General features: G+C 51.4%; 14 protein-coding genes. 7 read left to right on the forward strand and 7 right to left on the reverse strand.

What is annotated here, in order from left to right; genetic code table 11:
* Nucleotides 1-93: 93 nt before the first annotated feature.
* Genes INP79_RS10855 through aepX form a run of 6 tightly spaced genes read right to left on the reverse strand, consistent with a single transcriptional unit; the run spans nucleotide 94 to nucleotide 6,071 of the window.
* Nucleotides 94-1,485 carry a CDP-glycerol glycerophosphotransferase family protein gene (locus tag INP79_RS10855; protein WP_194754280.1) on the reverse strand — a complete coding sequence of 464 codons (1,392 nt, stop codon included), beginning with the start codon at nucleotides 1,483-1,485 and terminating at the stop codon, nucleotides 94-96.
* Nucleotides 1,486-1,491: 6 nt separating this feature from the next.
* Nucleotides 1,492-2,190: a trans-aconitate 2-methyltransferase gene (locus tag INP79_RS10860; protein ID WP_194754281.1), complete on the reverse strand. Its 699-nt coding sequence runs from the start codon at nucleotides 2,188-2,190 to the stop codon at nucleotides 1,492-1,494.
* Complete coding sequence (locus INP79_RS10865; protein ID WP_194754282.1) at nucleotides 2,187-2,600, reverse strand: adenylyltransferase/cytidyltransferase family protein; 414 nt, start codon at nucleotides 2,598-2,600, stop codon at nucleotides 2,187-2,189. The genes INP79_RS10860 and INP79_RS10865 overlap by 4 nt, the downstream gene beginning before the upstream one ends.
* Complete coding sequence (locus INP79_RS10870; RefSeq protein ID WP_194754283.1) at nucleotides 2,597-3,592, reverse strand: aminotransferase class V-fold PLP-dependent enzyme; 996 nt, start codon at nucleotides 3,590-3,592, stop codon at nucleotides 2,597-2,599. Before INP79_RS10870 ends, INP79_RS10865 begins: the two co-directional genes overlap by 4 nt.
* A complete protein-coding gene (gene aepY, locus INP79_RS10875) occupies nucleotides 3,585-4,763 on the reverse strand; it encodes a phosphonopyruvate decarboxylase (RefSeq protein ID WP_228519878.1) in 1,179 nt (392 codons plus the stop codon). The genes INP79_RS10870 and aepY overlap by 8 nt, the downstream gene beginning before the upstream one ends.
* Before the next feature lie 9 nt (nucleotides 4,764-4,772).
* On the reverse strand, nucleotides 4,773-6,071 hold the full coding sequence (gene aepX / locus INP79_RS10880) for a phosphoenolpyruvate mutase (protein ID WP_194754284.1): 1,299 nt from the start codon (nucleotides 6,069-6,071) through the stop codon (nucleotides 4,773-4,775).
* Nucleotides 6,072-6,563: 492 nt separating this feature from the next.
* On the opposite strand from aepX, the gene INP79_RS10885 reads away from it, so the two are divergent.
* The 7 genes from INP79_RS10885 to INP79_RS10915 all read left to right on the forward strand — a co-directional run bounded on the left by INP79_RS10885 (nucleotide 6,564) and on the right by INP79_RS10915 (nucleotide 11,827).
* Nucleotides 6,564-7,361: a flagellin gene (locus tag INP79_RS10885; RefSeq protein ID WP_194754285.1), complete on the forward strand. Its 798-nt coding sequence runs from the start codon at nucleotides 6,564-6,566 to the stop codon at nucleotides 7,359-7,361.
* 72 nt (nucleotides 7,362-7,433) lie between these two features.
* Nucleotides 7,434-7,778, forward strand: coding sequence for a flagellar protein FlaG (locus INP79_RS10890; RefSeq protein WP_194754286.1), 345 nt, complete (start codon nucleotides 7,434-7,436; stop codon nucleotides 7,776-7,778).
* A gap of 33 nt (nucleotides 7,779-7,811) precedes the next feature.
* The gene (gene fliD / locus INP79_RS10895) at nucleotides 7,812-9,491 is read left to right on the forward strand and encodes a flagellar filament capping protein FliD (protein WP_194754287.1); all 1,680 of its coding nucleotides are present in this window, start codon (nucleotides 7,812-7,814) and stop codon (nucleotides 9,489-9,491) included.
* A gap of 81 nt (nucleotides 9,492-9,572) precedes the next feature.
* Nucleotides 9,573-10,076, forward strand: coding sequence for a flagellar export chaperone FliS (gene fliS / locus INP79_RS10900; RefSeq protein ID WP_194754288.1), 504 nt, complete (start codon nucleotides 9,573-9,575; stop codon nucleotides 10,074-10,076).
* A gap of 1 nt (nucleotide 10,077) precedes the next feature.
* Nucleotides 10,078-10,410 carry a flagellar protein FliT gene (locus tag INP79_RS10905; protein ID WP_019882553.1) on the forward strand — a complete coding sequence of 111 codons (333 nt, stop codon included), beginning with the start codon at nucleotides 10,078-10,080 and terminating at the stop codon, nucleotides 10,408-10,410.
* Nucleotides 10,411-11,550 (forward strand): flagellar hook-length control protein FliK, encoded by a 1,140-nt coding sequence (locus INP79_RS10910; RefSeq protein ID WP_194754289.1) that lies wholly within the window; start codon nucleotides 10,411-10,413, stop codon nucleotides 11,548-11,550.
* On the forward strand, nucleotides 11,537-11,827 hold the full coding sequence (locus INP79_RS10915) for an EscU/YscU/HrcU family type III secretion system export apparatus switch protein (RefSeq protein ID WP_019882551.1): 291 nt from the start codon (nucleotides 11,537-11,539) through the stop codon (nucleotides 11,825-11,827). Before INP79_RS10910 ends, INP79_RS10915 begins: the two co-directional genes overlap by 14 nt.
* A gap of 24 nt (nucleotides 11,828-11,851) precedes the next feature.
* On the opposite strand, the gene fliE is transcribed toward INP79_RS10915, so the two are convergent.
* Entirely contained in the window at nucleotides 11,852-12,217 is a 366-nt protein-coding gene (fliE, locus tag INP79_RS10920; RefSeq protein WP_019882550.1) for a flagellar hook-basal body complex protein FliE, read from the reverse strand.
* Between the last annotated feature and the right edge of the window lie 244 nt (nucleotides 12,218-12,461).

Consider the following 12,461-nt stretch of genomic DNA (forward strand, 5'->3'; position numbering starts at 1 on the left):
AATAAAAATCCGGCGACTATCACGTGGCCGGATTTTTAAGATGCCGTATGGCATTATTTAAAACTATTCCATGGCGAAAACTATTGAATGGCCTTAAAACATGGTTTCCATGCAGCGGCGGATATGCGGGATAGAGCCGACCGGGTTAGGCGTGTATTTGCTCAGTTTGGCCAGGGTTGCCAGTGCTTTATCGGCTTTTTGTTGCAGGCAATAAACTTCTGTCAGATTGCTGAGCGGGATGGCAGGATTCTCTTGCGCCAGTAATACGGCTTTTTCCAGCAGCAGTTCGGCATCCTCAAATTGCCCCTGGCTCACCAGCAGGGTGCCAAGGTCATTATAGGGCTCCCAGCAACTACTTTCTTGCTTGATCAGTTCCAGCATCATTTGCGTAGACAGTTTCATATCACCTTCTGCCGCCAGTTTTTCGGCCTGCTGATAGGTGGTCCGGTCTATGTCTACTTGTGCCTTGAGCGCTTGGGTCGGTAAGTGCGTGTGTCCAGCCAGGGCGGCAAGAATATTGTCTGCAATCAAGGTTGCACTTTGGCCCAGGTGGGCAAATTGATGCTGCTTGTTTTGCGTGATCTGCTGCTGGTATTCGGCGGCGTTCTCTAAGACGTGCTCTACCGTACGGCGCAAATCAGCTTTGACGGTTTTAATCACATAGTCATAAGGCACACTGGCTGGGCGTGGTGGGTTAGTATCTGGAATCAGCCAGTCGGTGACCGCAATGCCAGGCACATCCAGCAACAAGGCTTCTGTGAGCACACTGGATTCATCCGATACCATGACATCAGCCAGGCCCAGGCAATACATGATGCTGACTTCGCGGTCGATGACATAGACATTGTCGGCGCAGTTTCTATGCAGCGCATCCATTGCGTCGATATTGTTCAGCACCCAGCGGTATTTGTCTGACCAGGGCGCCTGTTTCAGCAACAGGTTGACCGGCAGGTCTTTCAGGGCTTGCACAAATTCATCCTGCTTGCCGTGGTTTTCCCAGGATGGTGCGTAGAGGATGGAGTGTTCGTATTTCAGGCCCAGTTGCTCACGCAACTTTTGTGCTTCCTGTTTAAAGGTTTCCTGATTGCGGTAAACCAGGTCGGCTTTGGGCCAGCCGAGGTCAAACACACCCAATTTAGGACGTGCCTGTTTAAAGTTGGTCTGTGTCTGCCAGCGCTCGACCCAGGCCGGGCCAGGCACAATGCCCATATCAAAGGCGGTCCATGGTTCATGATGCCAGAAGTGTGGCCAGATATCATGGCGCTGCGCCAGGTCGTGCAGCAGCACGACAGAAAAACCGGCATTCGGTTTGCAGGCGTGTTCACAATACACACCGACTTCGGCATATTGCCTGGAGTCTGTACTCCATTGAATGAGGTAGCCTCTGCTCGCAATTTCGTCGGCGACTGGCGCCAGGGCCTGGCGTTCGCAGTTGTCGGTATAAAAGAAAGTGAACACAGGCTGTGATGCTGGGGTATTCGTCATGATGGTTTATCCATGCAAGCGTTTAGAGAAAATGACACTAAAACGGTATTGGCTTTGTGCATAGTTAGGCACGCAGCTTTCAAATGCCTGCTGTGGTTTTTCCGGCAATTGCTGGCTAAACCACTCAGGGGTGTAATAGGTGTGGTGCAAGCCACGATATTTTTCTTCATATTCGGCAACAGTTAGCGCATCGCGGCGTGCGTGCTCGCAGGCTTCGCGGGTGGCTGCATGCGGAATATCGAGGATTGCTATGCCAACCTTGGCTTTTTTCCACATGGCCTGGAGCACTTCGGCGGCCATGGCTTCGTCAAAATAATGAAATACACTGTTGGCAATCACAAAGTCATATTCCTTGCTGGTGTCTAGCGATTGCGCAGGAATGGCCTGGAAATCACCATCAGGCATGGCCTGTTGCGCGGCTTCAATCAGTCCGGCGGCATAATCTAGGCCACCAACAGTTAAAGGATGCTGCTGGCGTAGGGCATACAAGAATGCCCCGGCGCCACAACCTACCTCAAAGACTGAGTCACCAGACTGCATCCCCAGCTTGTCACTGATGCGGCGCGTATATTCCTGCCAGTCGGCGAGGTCAATTTTGCCTGCACCGCTATCAAAGCCATCCAGGGCAATTAGCGTCTCCAATGTGATGGCATGCTGCGGTTGCAGGCTGCGCTTTTCCCAAATCTGTTGCCAGTGGTTACTCATGTGTTTGCTTCCATTTTTTGACTGACGGCTTTGAGCACGCGGGCACGCAACAAGGTGCTGCTGATGCCTTCTGTGCGCGGCAAAATATGTAATTTTTCGGCTGCAATCGGGTTGCTGTTATCGTGGCCGTGCACCAGCAGGTCAATCTTGTGTTGCTGTATAAAAGCTTCATCAAGCAGCCAGGGGCTAGGCACAACCTCGTCTACATCGCGCATGGCCAGTAACACTTCGGCACGGGCGGCGTAATCCAGCTCAGGCTCATAGCCTTTCTTGGCGCGAATTTCTTCGTCGGTGGTCAGTGCAACTACCACATGACCTAACTGTTTAGCCGCTTTTAACAGGCGCACATGACCATGATGGATTAAGGTCGCTGACATATCGACCATAATGCGTTTGGATGGCTGTGTCATGGCTGTAACTCCAGTAAATCGAGAATGGCGCCGCGTGCTGCACTGCCCAGGTGTGCTTCGCCCAGATGGCAGACGACGCTGCCACGGCTGATCCCGCGTGGCTGGTAGAGCACTGCGCGGCTATCCTGGCTGCTGACCGTGGCATCTACCCAGGTGCATAGCACGGGCTGGTAGTGCACGGGGTGTGTGGCATAAGTGCCAATCTTTTTCAGCATCTGGGCTTTGTTGATAAACACCGCTTCACGCAAGTCATCATGCTTGGGCAACACTTCATATAACGAGGCCATGGCATGGTAAGGGCCGGTCATGCGGCGTTCCAAATGTGTCGCCAGATTGAGGTAAAACGAGTCGACCTCGTGTTTTGGTAACTGGTTAAATGCAATAAATGAGGCGCCTGTGAGGCCAAACAGGCCTTTGCAGGAGCTATAGGCAATCACATCTGCCAGGCCATGATCTATTTCCAGGCCGATTGAAGCGGTTGCATCCAGCATAAGCTGGGCGCCGACACGGTCTGCCAATGCGCGCAAATCAGCAATTGGCAACAACAGGCCTGCACTGGTTTCGGTATAGCAGGCGACGACCCAGTCGAAACGGCCGCTGATATTGGCCAGTTGCTGCCAGTCGCAGACGGTGACCAGTGACACCTGGCCAGCTGTACGCTGAGCCAGTTGCGCAAAGCTGACTAATCGCTGGGCGTAATAGCCGCTGTCTATCACAAGTACCTTGCCATGCAAGAAGTTCAGGCTGGCGATTTCCAGCGCCAGGCTGGCGGAGCCTTGCAGGCGCGCGATCTGTGCGTGGCCAGTCATGTGCTTGAGGGCGGACAGCACCGCATGATCAACCTGATTGTAGTCGAGGTCACCACGCCCGAAGCACGGGCGCAGGCCTAGCAGGTTTTCTTCAAGCAAGCTGGCCGGGCCCGCAGTAAACAGCACTTTATGCTGGTTTTGGGCCGCGACGTGCGCGTGTATGGTGGTGGTTGCTTCAAGCATATTCCACCTCGGTTAAAAATTGCATAAAGTCCTGTTTGTTTTGGGCTGGTGTGCGGGTGGGTCGGCCCAGGTCGGCACGGGCACCTTTGCGGCACAGCACTTCAATCAGGCAGCTTTTGCCACTGCGCAGGACTTGTGGGATGAGTTGGTTTAGTTGTTCTGCGCCGGACACACTGTACACCTGCGTGTAGCCAGCCGCACTGGCAATGTCGGCCAATGCCAATTGCGCAGCGACGGTTGGTTGCCCACCCACGGAGTCATGCGCACCATTATTCAATACGATATGCAGCAAGTTGGCTTGCTGGGCGCTGATGGTCAGGCTACCCATGTGCATCAACATGGCGCCATCGCCGTCAATACAGACGACTTGCCGGTCTGGTTGTGCCAGCGCAATGCCACAGGCAATTTGCGAGGCATGGCCCATGCCGCCCACGGTGAGAAAGTCGCGGCCATGTCCGGCCTGTTGTGCTTTGCGCAGTTCAAACAACTCACGTGAGGCCATGCCGGTGGTCGCTACCACGGCAGCTTCTTGTGGCAAGGCTGACACAATTTGTCCAATCATGTGCTCACGGCTTTCGAGCACCGGCAATTTACCTGCCAGGGCAGAGGCGGGGGCTGCTGTTGTTTTGACTGGCTTATACGGCGCAAAGCTTTGTTTGCGCACCACCAGCGCTACAGGTCCCTGACGTGTCATCGCTTGCTGCAACAATGTTTGGATTTGCGCATGGGCGGTGTCTATGTCATCAGCCATCACCTGGTAAGGCAAGCCGAGCACGTCAAGTTGTGACAGAGTGATTTGGCCTTGTTTGACATGCTGTGGTTCATCATGGATTTGTGTGCCATCGGCAGCGAGTTCACCCCGCCAGCCGATAACCAATAACATAGGAATGCCATATACCTGTGGATCTGCCAGTGACGCAATCGGGTTGACCACATTGCCCAGGCCAGAGTTTTGCATATAGACCAGGCCAGGTTGTTGGGTGGCCAGGTAGTGGCCAATGGCCAAACCAATCGCGCCACCCTCATTGGCGGCAATCACATGTTGATCCTTTGCCAGCTTGTCTGAAAAGCAGGCGCATAATTCTTTAAGTAATGAGTCGGGCACCCCGGCAAAAAATTGCACTTGTTCGGTTTGCAATGCACTTAAAAAGTCTTCAGCATGAATCATCATGTGCTCCGCTTATTTAGTACCTGGAATCAGTTCCAGCACGTCGTTAATCGACATCAGGCTGGATTCGATTTCTGCTGTCCTGCCATTTTTGAGGATTTCCATGGCGGCATTCTGCATGGCAGGGTAAGCCGCACGCATCATGTGGTTGGCATAAATCACCAGGTTAAAGCCGTGTGCGGCCAGTTCTTCCTCTGTCACCTTGTTGTAGCTGGTTGGTACGCAGACTAAAGGAGTAGTCGGGAATTCTGATTTAAAGATTTTGGCAAACTCGAACACTTCGTCCGGGGCCTTCTGGCGGCTGTGGATCATGATGCCATCGACGCCAGCGCCGACATAGGCTTGTGCACGTTTGACGGCATCTGCAATGCCTTTTTCCAGGATCAGGCTTTCAATACGCGCAATCACCATAAAGTCATCGCTGACACGGGCAGCACGGCCAGCGGCAATTTTTTCGCAGAAGGGCTCAATCTCATCCTGCAATTGCGGCACTTCGTTGCCAAATAAGGAGTTCTTTTTTAAACCAATCTTGTCTTCAATAATGGTGGCGGAAATACCCAGGCGTTCCATGCTGCGCACATTGAGTTCAAAATGCTCCAGTTTGCCGCCGGTGTCGGCATCCATAATTAAAGGTTTGGTGGTGACATCAAAAATGTCATTAATATTAGATAGGCGACTGTTGATCTCAACCGCTTCAATATCTGGTTTGCCGCGGGCGGTAGAGTCGGTCAGTGAGCTAGACCAGAAGCCGTCGAACTGGCAGGTCTTGCCATTACGTTGTGCCGTCACATGCTCGGCAATCAGCGCCGAGATCGGGTTGTGTGCTTCAATAAAGCGTGAAATCGGTTTGACGGTCAGCAATCTTTTCAAAGTGCGGCGGCGGATATCCGGTGTGGTACCCAATGCCTGGATCTGGCCGAGCATTTCATTCGAAGATACGCCACGTGTATAAGGAATCTCAATCAGGTGGCCACCATATTCGGCCAATGCAGCACGCGCACGGTCACGGTAGGGCACCAATGGGCCTTCCAGCCAGTCGTCACCATGCACCATGATGTCTGGTTTGTATTTGAGCAGGTTGGGTGCGTAGTCCCATTCTTCCTGCGGCACCACATTCACCACGCCGCGGATATTGCTGACAATCTGTTTGCGCTGTTCGTAGGTGAGGTAGGGCAGGCGTTTGTGGTCGGCGACCGCCGCGTCGGATAACAGGCCGATGGTGACATCGCCATACTTTCTGGCTTGCTCAATAATATTGATATGGCCATGGTGCAGAATATCTACAGTCATACCTACATAAACGGATGCCATGCAAAACTCCTTCGTAGTCTTTTGAATACCTTTATATAAGGTATGCGAATTGGATAGCCTGATTATCGTTGGCAATGCCCAGGAATGATTTGCAGATAAACGCGGAAAACCGGCCTTATATCTTGTGTGATAGAGCGGTCATGAACGAGGCCTGAAAGCGGTGTGCTTTAAAAGCGGAATTAAGACTGATTCTCTATTTAGCTCGGTTAATGGTGAAGGCACATTCTTTTATAGAATAGATTGATGTAAACAATTTTGTGCCGTTCTTGATTAAAGGCTAAAGATTTTGGTGGAGGGGTCGTAAATAGTTTCAAGTGCATGATTGATCGAAAAAAGAAATTTGCAATAAGTATTAAAGAAATTTCGCAAGCGGTCGATAACACAACTAACAACGCTAGATAGCAAACATTAAGTGGTAAATAGCGATCAACGTTGAAAGTAACATGACGATTTGACACTTAACTGGATATACGACTCTAAAGGAGATTTAACATGGCTTCAGTAATTAACACCAACCTGGCTTCCTTGAACGCACAACGTAACTTGACCGCTTCACAAAGCAGCCTGAACACTTCCATTCAACGTTTGTCTTCTGGTCTGCGTATTAACAGCGCTAAAGATGACGCGGCTGGTATGGCGATTGCAACACGTATGGACTCACAAGTTCGCGGTATGGATGTTGCAACACGTAACGCTAACGACGCGATTTCTTTCCTGCAAACTGCAGAAGGTGGCTTGAGCAGCGCAACTGATGCCTTACAACGTATGCGTGAACTGGCTGTACAAGCAGCTAACGGTTCCTACAGCTCTGGTGACCGTGCAAACCTGGATACAGAATTCTCACAACTGAAGTCAGAACTGACTCGTTTGGGTACTGCAACCAAGTTTAACGGCCAGGCAGCATTCGGTGCTGGTTACAACTTCCAGATCGGTGCAGACAGCGGTGACACCATCAGCGTGGCTTCTGTATCAGCAGCTTCTCTGTCCGGTTCCCTGTCTTCAGCAGATGCAGCTTCAGATGCGATTACAGCGATTGACGCACAACTGACGACAGTGAACACCAGCCGTGCGACATTGGGTGCTTACCAAAACCGTTTTGCTTCAGTAGTAAGCAACCTGGGCGTAGCGTCTGAGAACATGTCTGCTGCCAAGTCACGTATCACTGATGCTGACTTCGCTTCAGAAACAGCCAAGATGACACGTGCACAGATTCTGCAACAAGCTGGTACTGCGATGCTGGCTCAAGCGAACCAGTTGCCTAACCAAGTGATGACATTGCTGAGAGGCTAATACATCATTCGGTAACGCTAAATCCACAGGCCTAGACCCTGTGGATTTGGCCTAGGTAAAAGGAGCAACATCATGAGTGATTCATTTGTTAGTGGTGTAGGCGGTAGTTTGCAGGGTGTACAGGCAGCCAGTAGTTTGAAACTGGTGAAATATGCTGAATCAGCTGCTGATAAAGCTGCTGCCGATGTGAATGACAAAGCCGCGATTAGCGGTGCAGTCAAAAAGTTAAATGAGTATGTAGCACCAGCGTTACAAACGATAGAGTTTTCTATCGATGATGACAGTGACCGTATCATTGTGAAAGTGGTGGATACCGAAACACAAAAGGTATTACGCCAGATTCCCAATGAAGAAGTCCTGGCCATCAGTAAAACGCTGGATAAATTACGCGGGCTGGTGGTACGACAGACAGCCTGATATTGCGTTTTAATTCGGTTGGGAGATTAAGAAATGGCATCGATTGTATCCTCTACTGGCGCATCTGGTCTGCCTATTGACTCTTTAGTCACAGCGCAGATGCAGGCGGAACAGCAACCCATTACCGATATTAAAACCAAAATATCGTCTTACAATACCAAGCTGTCAGCCTATAGCACGCTCAAGAGCGGGCTAAGTACGTTTCAAACGGCCGTCGACAAATTGGCCACCGCTGCTAAGTTTAATGCGCAATCGGTGACCGCGAGTGATGCGACCAGCATCAGCGCCACCGCCAACGGCACTGCGGTGCTTGGTAACTATAGTGTGTCAGTCACGCAACTGGCGACCTCACAAAAACTGGCATCGCCTGCTTACAGCAGCGCGACCGATATTGTAGGCACCGGCAAACTCACCATCTCTTTCGGTACTTACACTGCTGCCAATGGCGGCACGCCTGCCTCATTTACAGCGAATGCCGATAAGTCCGATATCACGATAGACATCACCAGCAGCAACAATACGCTGGCAGGTATCCGTGATGCGATCAATGCAAAAAATGCGTCTGTCTCGGCTTCTATTGTTAATGACGGTACCGGTAATCGCCTGGTGATTACGTCTAAAGATACCGGCGAGGTGAATAGCCTCAAAATATCGGTAGCCGATGATGATGGTAACAACACCGACACTGGCGGCTTGTCTGCGCTCGCCTATGATCCGCTGGCCAGTAGCAATAACATGACACAAATGACCGCAGCGAAGAATGCTTTGCTGACGGTCGATGGCATGAGTATCAGTAAGGCCAGTAATACGGTCTCTGATGTGATTCAGGGCGTCACTTTGACGCTGAAGACGGTCACCTCGGCCAGCAATACACTGAGTGTGGGGACAGACACGGATACCATTCAAAGCTCGGTACAAAGTTTTGTCGATGCTTATAACGCGCTGAATACCAGTATGCGTAACCTGACCAAGTTTGTGTCGGCGGGGTCGACCTCTAATGGTGCCTTGCTGGGCGATTCAACGGCGCGCAACATCATGGTCAAGTTAAAGTCGATGTTATCGGCTTCTTCGCCTACAGCGACCACTTATAAAACTCTGAGCGATATTGGCGTCAGCATGGGCTCGGATGGGTCGTTATCGCTGGATAGCACTAAATTACAAAAAGCCATTACCAACAACGTCGGTGACGTGGCCAAATTGTTCTCGCCGTCGGCGACCTCTACCGATCCGCAGGTGACTTTTCTCGGCAGCAAGGATGATACGGCCTCTGGGACCTATGCGGTGAATATCACGCAACTGGGCGGTAATGGTGTCAATGCGATTGGTACGATTAACGGCGTGACGGCCAATACCACTGGTTCTGTGCTTACTGGTGTGATCGGCAATGGCAGCTATGGACTGCAACTGAGCGTCACTGGGACTGCGACTGGCAGTCGTGGCACTGTGACCTTTAGCAAAGGCCTGGCAGGCGAGCTCAGCAGCTTGCTGGACGGCTGGTTAGATACCGATGGCGCATTGACAACAAAAACAGATGGTATTTCAAGTTCCATTAAAGATTTGAACAAAAAGGCCGATGATATAAGTGCCAAGCTGCCCGCCATTGAAGCACGTTACCGCGCCCAGTACGCAAAACTGGATGCACTGCTCAGTAGCTTACAGAGCACCAGCAGTAACCTGACTTCACAACTGGCCGCGATTAGCGCTAATAGTTAGTTGAAGCGGTAGATGTCTGTAGCGAGCGGCTGGCAAATTATCGTAAACCATACGCTTTAAAGCAGAATTCAGGAGTCAAAAATGTTCGGGATGAAAAAATTAGGTGTCAATGCTTATGCAAGCGTAGGGTTGGAAACCGGTGTGGTAGATGCCAGTCCATTGAAACTGATCGTCATGCTGTATGACGGTGCAATTTCAGCCTGCATTCATGCCCAGCAAGCGATGGCTCAGCACGATATTGCCAAAAAAGGCGAATACCTGACACAAGCAGTCACCATCGTCGATAGCGGCTTGCGTGCCTGCCTGGACAAGCGCGCGGGTGGCAACATCGCACAAAACCTTGACCAGCTTTATCAATACATGACACGTACGCTGATGGAAGCCAGCGTGCGTCAGGATGTCAAAAAAGTACAAGAAATTCAACATTTACTGATGGAATTAAAGAGCGCGTGGGAAACACTGGAAAAGTCAGCAATGGCGCGTCCAGTGCAAGCGGATATGTCTTTGGGCCAGATGGTCGCCCAGAAAACAAATGAATTGCAACAGATGGGGCAAGTTAACCGTTTGGCCACAGCCGGAGCCTAAGATGTCACAAGCACTGATTAATACGTACGAATCTGCCGCAAAACTGATGGAGCAGATGCTGATTGCGGCACGCAAGGATGCCTGGGAAAAAGTCACCGAGCTGGAGCAGTCTTATATGCTTAAACTCGAAGTGGTTAAAAGCCTGGAGCAAACCATGCGCCTCGAATCTCAGGCATTGACGCCAGAACTCAATGCACGCAAGCAGGCACTGGTTCAGAAGATTTTGGCCGATGATGGTGAAATCAGAAATTTGCTCTATCCGGTGATGCACCGCATCACCGACATGATCTTTGATGCGCAATTACATGCACGCATCCCCCCGGACGTGATATAGATGTTACCGATTCCGCAAGTTCTCTCACAACGTATTATCGCGAGTGAAACAGAGAGCTTGCGTGCAGTTTCTTCGATCATGCCGGTCGAAGGCACGCAGTCTGAAGCCCCGTTATGGGAGCGCATGCGGCCTGGCATGCAGTTCACTGGCCTGATCCTGCAAAAAGAAGCAGGGGGCGCCAAAGCCTCAGAACTGGCACAGTTCAAGGTTCAAATCCAACTTCCTAATCAAGCACCAGCAACGGTACAGATGCAGTTGCCTGCCCACCTGGCACAACAGCAAACCCTGCATATGCAGTTTATGGGCCTGGCGCAGCAAGGCGCAGGCAAAGATATCCTGCCGCAAGTAAAATGGGGTGTGCAACCTGGGAGTGGCCAGGCTAATGCTGGCACGGCACGCTTGGCTGAGACTGCCTTGCTGACGGATATGTCACAGTCTGATCATGGCGAGCATCTGCAAGACATGGTGAAAACAGCTGCTGGCCAAGCCAGCCTGGTTGAACTGAGCAGCCCGGCCAAGCATTTGCAACGCTGGCTCAGCTCTTCTGAGTTTCAGCAACAAACCACTGCTTTGCAAGCGCAAACAGTAGTGAGCCATAGCCCGCAAAAACCACAAGTACTGGCACAAGACCTGAAACATGCGCTGGATAGCTCTGGCCTGTTTTACGAGTCGCACCTGAAGGAGGCTGCACTAGGCAGCCGCCCCTGGCACCAGCTATTACAAGAGCCGCAAAACAAACCCGGTCTGGTGCCACCAGAGATGGTCGCGCAGCAGTTACAGGTGCTGGAACAGCAGCGCGTCGTGTGGCATGGCGAGGTTTGGCCAGGACAAACCATGCAATGGCAAGTGAACGAGCAGGAAACCTCGGCCCATTCGACAGAAGAACCTGTGCTGAACAGTTTACAGAGTGACCTGACCTTGCATTTGCCACGTCTGGGTGAGGTGTCAGTCAAGATCACCATGGTTAACGGCCGCTTTAGCGTGCGTGTTGAACCGGAAGATGCCAAGGCGTTGAAAGAGATGCAGTCTGGCCGTAGCCAGTTGGCCATGAGTTTGCAGTCTGCGGGATTGAAACTGGAGTCTTTGCAGATTAGCCAGGATGACACAGCGCAAGACAGGCGGCAGTATGCAGCAGGATAAACTGTATACGCAGTCTGCTGTCGCCCTGGCTTATGAGGCCGGTGACCTGGCGCCACGCGTGGTTGCCAAAGGCAATGGTTTACTGGCTGAGCGCATTATTGCGCTGGCGAAAGAACATGAGGTGTATGTGCATGAGTCACAGGCTTTATTAAGCCTGTTGATGCAAGTAGAGCTGGATGCCCATATTCCGCCACAGTTGTATCAGGCGATTGCCGAGATCCTGGCATGGTTATATCAATTAGAGCAGGGTGAAACGCGGGAACCGCCAGCTGTGTAGCCGGTCAATGCAGAATATGCCGCTTTAGACTTGCATGTTCATCATGTCTTGGTAAGCGGTGACCAGTTTATTGCGTACCTGCACCGTGGCCTGGAAGGCGATATTGGCTTTCTGGCCTGAAATCATGACATCAGACAAGCTGACATTGTCATTACCCATGGCGAAATCCTGCCCCAGCTTTTCTGATTGCAGTTGCATATTGTTGACCTGGTCCAGAGAGGCTTTCAATGCATCGCTAAAGCTGACCTGGCTGGTCGGGGCTGCTGCATTGGTTTTCTGCACTGGATTTGCGATGGCCGCGCTACCCAAACCTTCAGGTTTTTGAGCGGCTGCACGCAATTGTGCCAGCATGGACGAGATGCGTTGTGCATCAATACCGCCTGCGTTCATGGTGGGCTCCTTTCATCGTCATGGGCAGATTAAGCCCTTAATTGTCATGGTAGACACTTTAGCATTCTGTGCTACCGGGCGCTTTGTAAAATAGGCAACATTAATCCGTCTTATTTGCGCATTTGAAAATAAAGAGTCAGTGCATAATGTGATCCATGTGAATGTGTCCTTAAAGCGCATTCGAGTTCAAGAAGGTGTTTTTGAGTCAGCTAAGCCGAATCGGGGCAGGGCTCAGAAAACCTGC

The sequence above is a fragment of the Methylophilus sp. QUAN genome (assembly GCF_015354445.1).
Taxonomy (GTDB): Bacteria; Pseudomonadota; Gammaproteobacteria; order Burkholderiales; family Methylophilaceae; genus Methylophilus.